Here is a 13,940-nt window from a genome sequence, read left to right on the forward strand (position 1 = left end):
CGGAAGTCATTCGATTCTATGTGAAAATGCACGACTGCCCGTTTAAGTCCAAGACGATCCAGCGCGGTCAGAGCGGGTACGCGCGTTTGCCCGGTGCGGGCCATATGCGCGCTATTTGCTTACTTCAATGACCACTTTCCCGATATGCTTGCCGCTTTCGATGCGGCGGTACGCCTCCCTATACTCGGCAAAGGGAAACACACTGTCGATGACTGGCCTGATTTCATGCTGGGCCATCGCGGCGAGGAGAGATTCGAAATGTGTCCGTGGCCCGATGGCTGTACCGGCCAGGGTGAGTGACCTGGACAGGATGTCGATCGGCGGCAGTCCTCCACCAAAGCCGCTGGTGAAGCCGACCACCGCGATGTCGCCGCCGATCCTGGTCGATGCCGCCGACTTTACGATCGTTTTCTCCCCGGCAATGTCGACCACCTTGTCAACGCCCCTGCCGTTGGTGAGGGCAAGGATCTCGCGATCCCAATCAGGAAACGTGCGGTAGTTCACCACCGCTTCCGCCCCAAGCTCTTTGAGCTTATCGGCCTTTTCATCGGTCGACGTGATCGCCAGGACGCGGGCACCGAACATCCGCGCCACCTGGAGCGAAAACAATGCGACGCCGCCCGTACCTTGGACCAGTACCGTCTGGCCCGGCTGAAGGGGCGATGACAGATTGAGACCCATCCAGGCGGTCACGCCCCCGCACGGCAGCGATGCCGCCTCGATGAAAGACATATAGGAGGGCATTTGAACGATGGCGCTTTCGTGCAACAGAATATGTTCGGCCAGCATCCCGTCTCTGGTGATGTCGATACTATCCAGTCGATACGCTGGCATCGGACGTCCGCCGATCCACTGAGGGCTGCAGCCTGCCGTTACCCGATCCCCTATTCTAGCACGGGTAACGCCGTCCCCGATCGCAACGACCTCGCCCGCTCCGTCGACAGCGGAACGCCGTTTTTCAGCGTCGATCCGCCAAACTTGCCGTCCGGTATAGCCAGCACGATTGTCCAGCATCCTTCTGTCAGAATGCGATGGGAATGCGGAAATGTTCCCGCACCACGTAATTACGGTGATCGAGCAGTATTTGCGGTAGTGGAGTTTCAAGAAGCCGTTGCGCAATAACACCGGTTTCACGAACGAAGTCCGGCATCGTGCACAGATCTTCTGCCATGGGCACGAGAAGATTGCTAAAAGCGGCCCAGTATATATCCGCTGCCGTCAGATTATCGCCCATGAAATATCGCTTGCCTTCGATAGCCTGGCGATCAAGCACCCCGGCTAACGAACTGATGATCGCCGACACCCTCCGCCGGGCATAATCATTGGACACAGGCGATCTATATTTTGCGCGCAGCGCGTTGCTACGCTCATCCCCGGTCGTGTCGTTCGCACTCAATAGTAATAGACGGATATTCCATCCAAAGCCATCCTCGCTGCAAATCTCATGACATAGTCCGAACATGGTCATTCGCTCGTCTTCATCGGCAGGGATAAGCGGTGGCTCCGGTCGCAGTTGTTCCGCGAGCGCCAACATTTCGGACCAGTGTGGGCGCGGTCTGTCATCATTGAACATCGCTACCGGCGCGGATGTCTGTCCGGTCCACTCTTTAAGCAGTAGATTGGCGCCGCCAGGCTCGTGCGGAACGGCAATATACTCTATGCCTTTCATGTCGAGTATCGCTTTGATGGCAATCCCCCACACCCCTGGCACCCCACGAACAAACGCAATTCGCAGTCCCGCCATCGCTCTGGCTTGTTCGACTGGAACATAATCGAGGAAAGCATCACTCGTCATCGCCTATTCCTTCGAACTAAGAAATTGAACGCTTCCAGCTTCAATCAACCAAAGTAGGAACATAGGCCCAGCCTTCGCGTGAGCCGCAGACATTGTTGACCAGCCCGACGCCTTTGACGCCGTCCAATGTCAACTCGGCAAGGCGGTCGTGAATGTCGAAGTGCCAGCGATCGTCATCCCCGCTGCGCCGGAGCGACTTGAGTGTGTCGGGCTGGTTGAAGTCCCAGCTCTCACCTTCCACCAGCAACGGCCCGCGGTCCAGCCCATGGCGATCATCATAGCCGTTGCCCGCACTGTAGAAGGGCATCTGGATGCCCTTGGCCTCCAGCGTCCAGATCTTGCCATGCTCGTCGGTAAACTCCCACTCGGCCCTGCTCCACAAGCGCGTACTGCCGGGGGCAGTCGTGTCCTCATCGAAGTGGGACCGATGTCGTGCCTTGACCAGCCGGGTTTCGCGCCCATCGTCGTGCATGATCGCGCCGTCCGCGAGCAGGAAGTCATTATCGGCAACGGGCACGTGGAAGAAGGTGAAGTTCAGGCTGCAATTGTCGAAATGCCCCATGATCCAGAAATAGGCCTCTACATGGCGCATCAGTCCCTTGCCGCGAACGCCCCAGCTGCGGTCCCGTACGCCGACATAGCGGTTCAGCTTGATGGTCTCGTCCCCGATCGTGATCGATCCATCAAAATAGCCCATCTGGGTGAAGTGGGTCACCGGGTGGCTGGGCACATCGAGTTTGTTATAGAGGAACGGCGCTGCCCTCGCGGTGAAATCGATCGATCCGGAAAGGCCATGGGGATTTTCCCCTAGCGTAAAGCGTTGCCTCTTCATCGGTTCGATGATCTCGATCGACAGCGGGCCGACAGTGCTATTGCTGCGATCAGTCTCGTTTCCCTCATGCGAGATATGCCTGGACGCGCGGAAATTATGCTGCACGCCATCGCGGATGACGCAGAACGACCCATCGATTATCCCGTGACCGCTGGCATTGGGATAGGTGCCAAGGCCGGCAGCGATATAGGTCCGGCCGTCCTGCCCATGACAGCCAAACCAGCAGCGATCCATAAAATGCTCGCTTATGTCGGCCACAGTATCAATCGTGTCGCCTGTCTGATGGATGAAGTAATCATCCCATTGAGTAAGCGCCATCATACTACCTTTCCAGATTATATGATCATGTCAGCCCTGCGATTGGGCTGCCGTCATTATTGGTGAGATTTGGCTTTCTCCGCGTCCTCGATGGCTTGCGCCATTCGTTGAGCAGGATGTTGAATATAAGAGCCCAATACCAGAAACTCGATATGGACGTCCGGAAGAGAATAGAATCTCAATTGTGACTCAAGTGTTACGACATACAGCATGAAATATCGGAATATATTGCAATATTCCCGCTCGAACACGGTTATCGGCCGCCCGCCAGCTTCGATATAAAAACGCATGAATTCTTCGGCATCCTCCTCGTTCGAAAAGGATGCGAGAAGCCCGGAAATATCTTCAGCCGGATTGCCGAGGTGCGACATTTCCCAGTCCAGCACGCCGCTAATCTCATCGCCCTGCATCATGATATTGTGCAGCGCATAGTCGCCATGCACCAGGACCGCGGCATCCTCAACCCCGGGTATATTGGCCCGTAGCCAATTCAGCGTCGCCTCTATGGTCGGTGAGTTTTCGAGACCTGTAGACCGCCAGAGCCTAATCCAGCGCTCAAGATAGTTGCTGAGACCTTCGGTCATCGAACCGCCGGCCAGTTCCATATCGATGTGGCTGCGCTGGAGGTCGGGATGAGCTTCGTTCAGAGGCAGAGTGTGGATTTTCGCGAGTTGGATTGCCAGAGCCTGCATCTGCGACGAGTTCAGGCGCTGGGCCTCGACCACCGTTCCGAAATTCTCGCCCTCGACTTTGCGCGTCACCAGAAATTTCGTGCCGTCTCTTTCGACATTGCGTTCGAGCCACATCGGCTCGGCGACGGATACCCCACCCTGATAGAGATATCGAAGAAGATGAAATTCCCCTGCTATGTCGCGCCCGTCGATACCGAAAACCAAACCCGTGTTCGCGCGCGCCACCAGGTCCCAGATCCGTCCGTTCTTGTCTGCGAGCTTGAACAAGGTCGTTTCGTTGGTAAAGCCGCCGGTCAGCCTTGTAGTCTCCACCACTTGCGCACCCTCGAACGCCCCCGCTTGTGCTCTCGCGGAGCTTTCAAGCATCTGCGGAAAGTCGTAGCGCTTCTGCGTCTTCGGAGCAGACGAGGGCGCAACTTTGTGATGATCCCCTTCCCAGCTGCATAGCGATGATATGACGTTGGCCAAGCCGGCATTCGGATCGGACGGATAGCCCGAACGGGAGATGAGGGATGACAAAATCTCCTTCAATTCGACGAGAAGATCCTGCGAAGAAGCGAAATTAGCCGATTCCTCGATCGACTGTGGCAATCGGTGGAGCCGCGCGATATCCGCTGCTGCCACGCCATCTTGGCGGAGCATCTCGGCAAGGCGCAGGGCCAGAGCATATCCTGTGGAATAGAACGCTTTGACTGCATCAGTTTCCTCGCGCCGGAGCAACTCGACAACCGCTGTGGTCAGCGCAGCATGATTCATATCCGAGGCAGGAATCCCATAGCGGCTGGCCATGCGCACCATCGATTCCCCGATGGCGGCGAGCAGTCGTCGCTTGTCGGAATCCATGAATTACTCTCCAGTTCCGCTGCGCAAACGGATGTGTGAGGCGAATTCCTGTGCCGATCCTAATGTTGGCATCATTATCGTCTCTCAACCCGATCGACGTCATCGCGCTCGATTTTGTCTTGTGTCCGGGTCTCGAAATCCTGAGCGTCGTGCCGTTCGCGGAGTTGGCCCGATGGTTCGCCGTAGGTGCGATTGACCATGCAGCCGCGGCGGACCGCCGCCCGCACCCCGATCATCTCGGCCCAACGCTGGACGTGACGATAGTCCTTTACGCTGAGGAACTCGCCCGCGTCGTACATTTGCCCCCTGGCAAGGCTGCCGTACCAGGGCCAGATCGCTATGTCGGCGATCGTATATTCCGGCCCGGCGATATATTCGCTCTCCGCGAGCCTGCGGTTGAGCACATCCAGCTGTCTTTTCACTTCCAGCGCATATCGGTCTATCGCATATTCAATTTTCGTGGGCGCATAGACGTAGAAATGGCCGAAGCCCCCGCCGAGGAAAGGCGCGCTCGCAACTTGCCAGAACAGCCAAGACAGACATTCCGCGCGCGCAGCTCCTCCGGCAGGAAGGAATACGCCGAATTTTTCGGCCAGATAAACGAGTATCGCCCCGGATTCAAAGATGCGCACGGCCGCACTGCCGCTGCGATCGACGAGGGCCGGGATCTTCGAATTGGGATTGATATCGACGAATCCGCTGGTGAACTGGTCGCCTTCGCTGATGTCAATGAACCAGGCATCATATTCCGCTTCATCGATACCAAGCGCGAGGAGTTCCTCAAGCAGGATCGTGACCTTCTGACCATTTTGAGTCGCGAGTGAATAAAGCTGTAGCGGATGGTCCCCGACCGGCAGCTGCCGCTCACTGGTGGGGCCGGAAATCGGCCGGTTGAATCTGGTGAACTTGCCGCTGCTTTCATGTTCCCAAACCCATATTGCGGGTGGTACATAGTCATCGCTGGTCATGGCTGACTCCTGCTTTCATGCCTAAAAGATGAAACCGCACTAGATTTGGCAGGTGCCGTTAGGGCGTCTAAGTGGCCACAACCGCCGTCCACAATCACAGATCGCCACTTGCGATCTCTAGAACGAACATTGCTCAATTGAGGAGGAGGGGAATACCGAGATCATGCGCCAGGAATGTTCAAAAATATAACTTTTTGGCATAAGCTGGTGCGGAGGCAAAAATATCGATGATGCGGCAAGGGAAGTCCCGCAGCGGAGGCGGAAACCTGCAATATCCCGATCATTGATTTCTCCTCTCCAGCTTCTTTTGTGATGGGTAAGACGCGCCATGGAACAGCAGGGACAGACAGCGCGTGAAAAATTCCTCATCGCGATCTGGTAGCTTGTCTCGCCCGTCTTGATCCAAGAATGCTTATTGGCCCAGAATTGGTCATTGGACGGCTAGGGCACTGGCGAGCGCCAGTGCCCCCGAGGCTTAGGCTCGAGACCTTTTCGCCGCCTGAAAATCAGGCCGCAGCAGCGTTCCACCATCGCGCAACTGGTCGAGATAGTCCGACCAGTGCTGCATCATCACCACGCGCTCGTCCCAGTATTCGCCGCGTGCGTAGGCGCGCCGGACCTGGTTGGTATCGACATGCGCGAGTTGTCGCTCGATCGCAGCCGGATTCCACTCGCCCATCTCGTTGAGCAATGTGGCGGCCATCGCCCGAAAGCCATGCGCTGTCATCTGGTCGGTCGTGTAGCCGAGCTTGCGCAGCCCTTGGTTGACGGCGTTCTCCGACATCGCCTTACGCGGCTTGCGAAGCACGGGAACAGATACTTCCACCAGTGGGTGTGCTCGTGAAGCTCCTTTAGCATCGCGATCACCTGACGTGATAGCGGCACCCGGTGCGGCCGGCGCATCTTCATTCGCTCCGCCGGGATGAACCAGATCGCCTCGTCGAAATCGATGTCGGTCCATTCCGCCTCAGTTCCCCAGGACGCAGCAGCACATGCGGGGACAGGCGCATGGCCATCACTTCTTGATGAAAAACCCGGTTCACTTCTCAGCAGCAATCAACACCCATAGATTTCGAACGGGAAGCTCGTGAAGCTTAAATGAGCCTATCCCGGTGTCCACCAAACCGGCAGCAGGCCACTGATAGACGGGCGTTCTGCAATCAAGCCTGTTACAAGGAGCTGTACAGCCCAGCCAACATCGCTCGAACGGTCGGCCTAATGGCAGGCTATCCCATAGCCGCAATCGGGCCGTTCATTGCACTATTCAAGGTCTATGAGCATTTCGGCTGGACAGGTTTCGGCCTTCTCGCCGGTATCTTAGCGTTTGCCATCACCTGTGTTGTGGTCTCGTGGCCTATTTGTAGGTGGGTGGAAGGCTGATCGTCCAACAGCCAATTCTATCGCCCATCAGCAGCTTAAGACCCGCAAGGCACCTCAAGCGCCGCTGCGTACCTCTCCCTGTCCCCGAGCAATGTGGCCCGATCGGCCAGAACGCGCTTAACGGCCTCAAAGAGCTCATCGCCCGCCCCGCCCTGCTGTTCGGTGACGAGAGGTGACGGAGCGACCTTATCGACTTCGCAGGGCTGTGGGAGCGGAATGTAAACCGGGAGGGCTGGCGGGGCTTGGGGGGGGGGGGGGGCAGGAATGTAGCTCAGAGGGCTTTATGTGCCTCATCTTGTGGAGCAGAGACGTGCATGATACCTGTTGCAATGTAGGTTTTTGGATAAAATCCAGGCACTTCCACCAATATCTCCAATTCTACTAGCTTATCGATGGCCGATTTAGCTGTTGGATATGAAACTCCAAGCTTTTGTTGGGCGTCGCTCACGTTAATAGCAGGCTGCTCGAACAGAAGGTCTACGAGCGCAGCAGCGCTACCAGACCTTTGGGATGTCCTAGCCTTCTCTCTATAATTATCCTGTAAATTTAACAGCCTATCAATTGTTGATACGGCATCATTGCAGGCCTTACATACTGCACTAAAGAAGAATTGTACCCAAGGCGCCCATTCTCCTTTTGACGAAACATTATACATTAGATCAATATATCTATCCTTATCAGTTTCTAGTGCAGGACTTATATAAAGTACTGGCATATCCAATAGGCCATTCTTTATGGCCATGATAGATACAATCATTCGGCCAACGCGCCCATTACCATCGGCGAACGGATGAATTGTCTCCACTTGATAGTGGACCAACGCCAAATCTATCAAAGCGGCCGAGACGGTTATGTCTTCACGATTGATGTAAGCTTCGAGCGCGTTCATGCACTCCTGAGTTTCCTTGGGAGGCGGAGGCACGAAACGGGCATTATCGATAATGCGGCCGCCAATCCAATTTTGTTCCGTTTTATATTCTCCCGGCCGCTTTTGAGCTCCTCGTGCGTTGCTGAGCCCGCTGAGCAGCACCTCGTGCGCTTTCTGGATCACGCGGTGGCAAATGGGCAAAGTATCAAGCATCTGCAGTGATGTATTTAATGCGCGAATGTAATTACGGACTTCTCGGGTTTCGTCGCTATCGTCACGGTCGATGCCAGCCTCCGCGAGAATGAGATTGTCCGCCGTTGTGAAAGTGCCCTCCATTGCTGATGAAGTGAGAGCCTCCTTCCTTTGGAGCGGACGAATAAGGATATGGGGGTTTGAAAGGCGACGACAGGCACCCCGCAGCTCTCCTATCGCCTGGGTTGCCTGTACCAGCGAATCCGCAACGACATTCATGTCTAAGGTGGGCGGAAGCGGTGCGGGTACAAATGCCATCTGCCCGTTTATCGTCGGCACAAGGGTGCCAGGAGCGAAGTCGTAAAAGTGGGCCGGATTCATTGTGCGTACCTTTAAAGCGGATTGTAGCTTTCAAAAAAGGGGTAGCAATTTTTAAAGTGCGCCGTCCACTTTAAAGGCATAAATCCACATATAGCGCCACGGCGCAGCTAGCCCACCAGATGCAGATTAAAGCCAACGGGCGCTCGGGCGCGATAGAGCTACGGGTCCTGCCTGCTCAGCGGACCCCTAGCGTCTCAAGGACTAACTGCCGCATAGCCCTTCCATGCTGCGACAGGGTGATAAGCTTCTCACGCTCGTCCAAGGGGTTGCCCTGCCTGTATAGAAGCCTGAAACCTTCCCGTTTGTAGCGGTTGCGTTCAGCCAAATCCATGAGATGCCGGGACGCTGTAGTCATGCTGGCCCCCAACAGATTGGCATATTCATTCACGGGCTTGCCCTCCTCCAGAGCAACCGCGAGATACGCTTGGACGATCTGGCTGGGCACGTTCCTGCCCATAATCGTGCGGAGGTGCCTCAAGGCTCGCGCAAAGCGCTCCAGAGCCTCGCGTTCGGCAGAAGACAGGGTGTCCATAATGTGCCCCTTCAAATGATATCCGATGCTCAGAGAAGCTTGCGGCGGCTATGAGTGCTGATAGGCTGTTACCGCTGCGGAGCTGAGTTTGGCCTCCCCTGGTGGCACAGGGGTGAGGGTGCAGGTAACGATCCCTGGGAGCTCCGCAGCGCCCTACGCTGCGCTTCGATCGCTTACGGGGGTTCGCCAGGGCTTTACGTGGGAAAGGTCCAGTCCCTCATAAACGAGCTGATCGATATACAGACCGAGAGACTTTCGGCTCCCATAGTCCTGATTGGCCGTTGCGCCTGATCGGTAATGGCCTTGAATATACTCGCGGGCCTCCTCCAGGATACCACAGGCGCGGGCCGCCGTGGTCCAATTGTGACGAAACTCTCTGGAGGCCCTTCGCCCCTGTCCGGCCGGAAGGATGCCCTTTTGCTGGAGCAGCCCGTTCCACCATTCAGAGAATCCCTGAAACAGGAGCTTTCGGTCGCCCTTGGTGCGTAGAAGCGGGAACAGCGCCGTTTCGCCGGATGCCTTGATGTGCCGGACATAGGCGATGAAATTCAGGTCAATGAGTGTCTGCGGGACAGGGAATTCCCTACGGCCGCTTTTCGTGCCCTTAGACGTTTTCAGGCGTCGAGGACCTTTATACGGATGATCGCCTTCGTCTGTGATCCTGATGAACCAGCGGCCTTCGTCGCGGGACTCCTGGAAGATGTCGTGGATCATAAGCTGCGCCAGTTCCTCCGGCCGGGCACCAGTCCACAGTAGCAAGAGCGGAAGCCAATAGGACGCTTCGCCCTTTCCGCGCGTGGGCCGCTCGCCAGCCGTGAAGATGCGGAGCGAGAATATCGCGTGCAGTTCATCAAGCGAGAGCTGCTGCGCCTCTTCGGGCTTATCGGCCACAAGGTACTTTCGGGCCTTGAAGGGGTTGGGCAGCTCCTCCGGGATAAGGCCGTCCTCATACTGAGCTTTGGTCCACAGCGCGGCGAGCGCGCCCAAGTGCGTCATGATCGTTTTGGCCGACATGCGCGGAACGCCCTCAACGCCCTTGTAGAGCTCGACTACCTCTTGAAGTGGAATGCTCCGCTGCGCGGTGGGAAGCTTCGCTGGACGCTCGGCAAGAACTTTGAGCCAGTCAGTTACAGCAGCCTTGGAAATCCTGGCGGGCGCGGGGCGGCCGAAATGCTCGCGGAAGAAACGCAGCGCTGTCCGTGCCGCTTGCTTAGTGGCTGGGCCGACCTTGCGTAGCTGATTATTCAGAATGCTTTCGGCGATATCCTCAAAGCTGATGTCATTCGCAGCGCTGGCACGGCTGGTTTCCTCCCAAGTCGAGTAATCGGGCGGTGGTGGCGGCGGAGGCACCGCAGAGCCACCAAGCAGGGCTCGGGCAATCGGCTCGTATTCAATGGCGACGGCGTTGAGGGCCTTGCACAGGCGCTCGAAGCCCTGCCAGTCCGTTGGGTCCCGCACGACACGCTGCGCCTTCAGGAACCGCTCAGCAGGCTTCGACCACTCTTCCATGATTTCGTCGGTGTCGCCCTCGCCATGCCAGCGGACGAAATCGGACAGCTTCTCGTCCCAGAACACGCGGGATGGATTGGCAAAGTCATCGCCGCGACGCCGAAGCGCCTCCATGTCCTCAAGTTGCCATTCGTGCTTGAAGATGGCGGCCAGCCTCCCGACCTGATTCGGTGACAAAGCGTCATAGGCTGCTGTCTGCCGCTTACGCGCCACAGCGACGTTCGCCTCCCACTCAGCGTTAGCCTCGCGCCATATGTCCAATGCTGAGCTCTCTGCGAGCGTTTTGGCCTGGAGGCTCCGCTTCAGCTCCGTGGGTGCTTGGGTTTTGCCTGCGGGGACATCAAGAAACGGCAGCAGCTCAGGCGGATACGGCCGTCGATACGACAGCCGACCAGTTTTTTTGTCTTTTAGGACGTGAGCCAAGAGTTGCCCCATCGCGCGATTGTACCCTTCCTTGTACCGCATTTTCAGCCGGAAGAGTCAATTTTTCGCGGAAATCTAAGGCTTTCAAAACCTTAGAGAACAAATGGTGCCCAGAAGAGGACTCGAACCTCCACGACCTTGCGATCGCCAGCACCTGAAGCTGGTGCGTCTACCAATTCCGCCATCTGGGCACGGGGTAGGACGGCGCGATTAGCTGGTGGTCCTGGGGCTGTCAATTGTGGCGCGCATTATTTTACTGCCGCGCCGCGTGCGAAGGCTTAAGGCGCGAAGTCGGAGCGTGGCTGAGCCCTGGCCATGCAGGAGATGATGGTGGACCACCAAGATTTGCCCCCTGCCGCCCTGTTCACGCGACCGGACGGGCTGCGGCTGGCCTTTCGTCACCGGCACGGGGCCGGACCGACGCTGCTGTTCCTGCCCGGTTACATGTCCGACATGGAAGGGGGCAAGGCGGTCGCGCTCGATCGCTGGGCGGCGGAAAAGGGCCACGCCATGCTGCGGTTCGACTATGCCGGCACGGGCTCCAGCGAAGGGCGGTTCGAGGATGGCACGCTGGCGGGCTGGCGCGATGATGCGCTGCTGCTGCTCGACGCGCTGACCGACGGTCCGGTCGTGCTGGTGGGGTCGTCCATGGGCGGCTGGCTCGCGCTGCTGATCGCGCTCGCCCGGCCGGATCGCATCGCCGCGATCGTCGGCGTCGCCGCCGCGCCCGACTTCACCGAATGGGGCTTTACCGACGCCGACAAGGCGCTGCTCATGACCGAAGGCCGCATCGTCGATCCGTCCGATGGCGGACCTCGAATCACCACGGTCGGATTTTGGCAGTCGGGTCAGGCCCTGCGTCTGCTGGCGGCGCAGATCGCGGTCGATGTGCCGGTGCGCCTTCTCCAGGGTCAGGCCGATGATGTGGTGCCATGGGATATTGCGCCGCGGATCGCGGAGCGACTGCGTTCATCCGATGTGCAGACGCTGCTGATTAAGGATGGCGACCATCGCCTTTCGCGCGATGCCGACATCGCCCTGCTGATCGGCACCGTCGCCCGCTTGCTGGACAGCCACTAATGCCCCTTCTCCTGCCACTGCTGCTTCTGGCGCAGGCCTATGATCCCGAGATCGAGGCGGTGATGAACCGCAGCGCCAGACGCCGCCAGGAAGCCGCCGCCGAGGCGCAAAGTCAGGCGCACAGCCAAGCCCAGGCCACCCGGGCGACCCCGGCGCGCGCCGACGGGCGTATTCCGGTGCCGGAAAAATTCGCCGCACCCTTTCAGGCCTGCCTCGACGAAGCCAACCAGTCGCCCGAAAAAGGCGTCGCCTTTGCCGAAAAATGGCGGATCGACGGGGGAAGCTTCTACGCCCGCAACTGCATGGGCTATGCCTATGCGCGCGGCGAGCGCTGGACGCCCGCTGTCGTCGCGTTCGAACAGGGCGCGGACGAGGCCGAGCGCGGCGGCGAGCCGGTGCAGGGTGCGCGGCTTTGGGCGCAGGCCGGCAATGCTGCGCTGGCGGGCGGAAACCCGGCCAAGGCGCGCGACGATTTCGACGCGGCGCTGGCGCGAGGCTTGCCCGATGGGCTTGAGAAGGGCGAGGTCCATCTCGATCGCGCTCGCGCGCTGGTGGCGCTGGACGACAGGAGCAGCGCGCGCCAGTCGCTCGATGTCGCGCTGGAACAGGCGCCACAGGACCCGCTCGCCTGGCTGCTGTCGGCAACGCTCGCCCGCCGCACGGGGGAAATGGTGCTGGCGCAGGCGCATATCGCGCGCGCGGTGCAATTGTCCGCCGACGACGCCTCGGTCGCGCTGGAGGAGGGCAATATCGCTGTCCTCACCGATCATGACGATATCGCCCGCGCCGCGTGGAGCCGAGCCGTCAAACTCGCCCCGGCCTCGCCCGCCGGCAAGGCGGCGGCGGATAATCTCAGCCGCCTGCCCGCTGCGCCCGCCGCTACGCCGGCTCAGTCGAGGTAGAAGTCTACCGTCGTAACGACCCGCACCTTTTTATAAGGCGTGTCGGCCGACCCGTCGCTCTCGCCGTCGCGCGCGTCGATCGAGAAATAGCCCTGCGTCGCGCTTTTGATGCCGGCGACGCGCGCCCCGCTGTCATGGGCGAACTGTTCGGCGGCGGCCCGCGCGTCACGCGTGGCGGCGGCGACCATCGGCGGCTTCACGTCATTGAGCTTCGTGAAGCTGTAGCGCATCCCCGACCCCTCCTGAAGCGTCACGCCGCGCCGCACGAGATCGAATTGTTGCGCCACCGCGCGCTGAGCCCGGACGATGTCGGTGGTGCGCAACAGCATGCGCTGGGTGATGGTGATCGTGTTGACGCCATTATTGATATATTGGTTCACCCCCGCGCCCACCGGGGTCAGCTCGTCCGGCTTGAAGCCCAAGCTCGCGAAATAGGCTTTGAGCTGGCTGGTATTATTGTCGATCTCGGTCCGCACGGCGGGCAGGTCGAAGCCGGTCGCGGCATAGCTGATCGACCAGGTGGCGAGATCGGCCGTGACATTTTTCTCGGCGAGACCCCGCACGGTGACCGACCGGTCCGCCGCCCTGGCGCGCTTGAGCCCGTCGCCCAGCAGATAGCCGCCACTCACCAGCCCCACCGCCAACAGCCCCGCACAGCCGAGCAGCACCTTATCCCTGATGTCCAGACCCATGTTCCTCTTCCTTCGCCCGACAGCCAGCCCTATGTTGGTCTGAGCTTTGCCGTCATGCAGATGAACCGTTGCTTTATGGCGACGAATGGAGCCGAAACGTGACCAAATATCTCCATACCATGATCCGGGTGACGGACGTCGACAAGACCGTGGCGTTCTTCGAACTGATCGGTCTGCGCGAACAGCGGCGGTTCGACAGCGAGGGCGGCCGGTTCACACTGGTCTTTCTCGCCGCCCCGGGCGACGAGGACGCGCAGGTCGAGCTGACCTACAACTGGCCCGCGCAGGACGGCAGCCCCGCCGAACACTATGGCGAAGGGCGCAATTTCGGCCATCTCGCCTATCGCGTCGACAATATCTACGCGACCTGCCAGCGGCTGATGGACGCGGGCGTCACGATCAACCGCCCGCCGCGCGACGGCCATATGGCGTTCGTGCGCTCGCCCGACAATATCTCGGTCGAACTGCTTCAGGACGGGCGGCTCGAACCTGCAGAACCCTGGGCGTCGATGCCCAATATCGGGGTCTGGTAG

Annotated in this window: 12 protein-coding genes, 1 tRNA gene and 1 pseudogene; 3 read left to right on the forward strand and 11 right to left on the reverse strand. The window is 59.0% G+C overall.

Features of this window, described 5'->3' with window-relative positions:
• Positions 1 to 111: 111 nt before the first annotated feature.
• The 10 genes and pseudogenes from WG907_RS16545 to WG907_RS16595 form a co-directional block, all read right to left on the reverse strand.
• Positions 112 to 1,134: a zinc-dependent alcohol dehydrogenase family protein gene (locus tag WG907_RS16545; RefSeq protein WP_340234528.1), complete on the reverse strand. Its 1,023-nt coding sequence runs from the start codon at positions 1,132 to 1,134 to the stop codon at positions 112 to 114.
• Complete coding sequence (locus WG907_RS16550) at positions 1,022 to 1,795, reverse strand: glutathione S-transferase family protein (protein WP_340234529.1); 774 nt, start codon at positions 1,793 to 1,795, stop codon at positions 1,022 to 1,024. The genes WG907_RS16545 and WG907_RS16550 overlap by 113 nt, the downstream gene beginning before the upstream one ends.
• A 40-nt stretch (positions 1,796 to 1,835) precedes the next feature.
• Positions 1,836 to 2,948, reverse strand: coding sequence for an Rv3169 family protein (locus WG907_RS16555; protein ID WP_340234531.1), 1,113 nt, complete (start codon positions 2,946 to 2,948; stop codon positions 1,836 to 1,838).
• A gap of 53 nt (positions 2,949 to 3,001) precedes the next feature.
• Positions 3,002 to 4,480: a phosphotransferase family protein gene (locus WG907_RS16560; RefSeq protein ID WP_340234533.1), complete on the reverse strand. Its 1,479-nt coding sequence runs from the start codon at positions 4,478 to 4,480 to the stop codon at positions 3,002 to 3,004.
• A 74-nt stretch (positions 4,481 to 4,554) separates the two neighbouring features.
• Positions 4,555 to 5,448 (reverse strand): glutathione-dependent disulfide-bond oxidoreductase, encoded by an 894-nt coding sequence (yghU, locus tag WG907_RS16565; protein WP_340234535.1) that lies wholly within the window; start codon positions 5,446 to 5,448, stop codon positions 4,555 to 4,557.
• Between the two features lie 475 nt (positions 5,449 to 5,923).
• Positions 5,924 to 6,467, reverse strand: a pseudogene (locus tag WG907_RS18265) (tyrosine-type recombinase/integrase); the annotation flags it as partial.
• 632 nt (positions 6,468 to 7,099) lie between these two features.
• Positions 7,100 to 8,269 (reverse strand): Fic family protein, encoded by a 1,170-nt coding sequence (locus WG907_RS16580; protein WP_340234539.1) that lies wholly within the window; start codon positions 8,267 to 8,269, stop codon positions 7,100 to 7,102.
• A 175-nt stretch (positions 8,270 to 8,444) separates the two neighbouring features.
• Positions 8,445 to 8,801: a hypothetical protein gene (locus WG907_RS16585; RefSeq protein WP_340234540.1), complete on the reverse strand. Its 357-nt coding sequence runs from the start codon at positions 8,799 to 8,801 to the stop codon at positions 8,445 to 8,447.
• A 153-nt stretch (positions 8,802 to 8,954) separates the two neighbouring features.
• Complete coding sequence (locus WG907_RS16590) at positions 8,955 to 10,775, reverse strand: site-specific integrase (protein WP_340234541.1); 1,821 nt, start codon at positions 10,773 to 10,775, stop codon at positions 8,955 to 8,957.
• Positions 10,776 to 10,837: 62 nt separating this feature from the next.
• Positions 10,838 to 10,924, reverse strand: a tRNA-Leu gene (locus WG907_RS16595).
• A 139-nt stretch (positions 10,925 to 11,063) separates the two neighbouring features.
• Here WG907_RS16595 and WG907_RS16600 point away from each other — a divergent pair.
• Together WG907_RS16600 and WG907_RS16605 are read left to right on the forward strand one after the other, a co-directional pair.
• A complete protein-coding gene (locus tag WG907_RS16600; RefSeq protein WP_340234542.1) occupies positions 11,064 to 11,813 on the forward strand; it encodes an alpha/beta hydrolase in 750 nt (249 codons plus the stop codon).
• On the forward strand, positions 11,813 to 12,715 hold the full coding sequence (locus WG907_RS16605) for a tetratricopeptide repeat protein (RefSeq protein WP_340234544.1): 903 nt from the start codon (positions 11,813 to 11,815) through the stop codon (positions 12,713 to 12,715). Before WG907_RS16600 ends, WG907_RS16605 begins: the two co-directional genes overlap by 1 nt.
• Here WG907_RS16605 and WG907_RS16610 read toward each other — a convergent pair.
• Positions 12,703 to 13,407: an SIMPL domain-containing protein gene (locus WG907_RS16610; protein ID WP_340234546.1), complete on the reverse strand. Its 705-nt coding sequence runs from the start codon at positions 13,405 to 13,407 to the stop codon at positions 12,703 to 12,705. The genes WG907_RS16605 and WG907_RS16610 overlap by 13 nt on opposite strands.
• Positions 13,408 to 13,505: 98 nt before the next feature.
• Here WG907_RS16610 and WG907_RS16615 point away from each other — a divergent pair, with 98 nt between their 5' ends.
• On the forward strand, positions 13,506 to 13,940 hold the full coding sequence (locus WG907_RS16615) for a VOC family protein (protein WP_340234548.1): 435 nt from the start codon (positions 13,506 to 13,508) through the stop codon (positions 13,938 to 13,940).

The organism is Sphingobium fluminis (assembly GCF_037723805.1).
Classification (GTDB): domain Bacteria; phylum Pseudomonadota; class Alphaproteobacteria; order Sphingomonadales; family Sphingomonadaceae; genus Sphingobium.

Excerpts from the sequence above, each read along its gene's own strand:
- WG907_RS16555 (WP_340234531.1), bottom strand. The coding sequence starts at position 2,948 with ATGATGGCGCTTACTCAATGGGATGATTACTTCATCCATCAGACAGGC.
- WG907_RS16580 (WP_340234539.1), bottom strand. The coding sequence starts at position 8,269 with ATGAATCCGGCCCACTTTTACGACTTCGCTCCTGGCACCCTTGTGCCG.
- yghU (WP_340234535.1), bottom strand. The coding sequence starts at position 5,448 with ATGACCAGCGATGACTATGTACCACCCGCAATATGGGTTTGGGAACAT.
- WG907_RS16585 (WP_340234540.1), bottom strand. The coding sequence starts at position 8,801 with ATGGACACCCTGTCTTCTGCCGAACGCGAGGCTCTGGAGCGCTTTGCG.
- WG907_RS16560 (WP_340234533.1), bottom strand. The coding sequence starts at position 4,480 with ATGGATTCCGACAAGCGACGACTGCTCGCCGCCATCGGGGAATCGATG.
- WG907_RS16610 (WP_340234546.1), bottom strand. The coding sequence starts at position 13,407 with ATGGGTCTGGACATCAGGGATAAGGTGCTGCTCGGCTGTGCGGGGCTG.
- WG907_RS16550 (WP_340234529.1), bottom strand. The coding sequence starts at position 1,795 with ATGACGAGTGATGCTTTCCTCGATTATGTTCCAGTCGAACAAGCCAGA.
- WG907_RS16590 (WP_340234541.1), bottom strand. The coding sequence starts at position 10,775 with ATGCGGTACAAGGAAGGGTACAATCGCGCGATGGGGCAACTCTTGGCT.
- WG907_RS16605 (WP_340234544.1), top strand. The coding sequence starts at position 11,813 with ATGCCCCTTCTCCTGCCACTGCTGCTTCTGGCGCAGGCCTATGATCCC.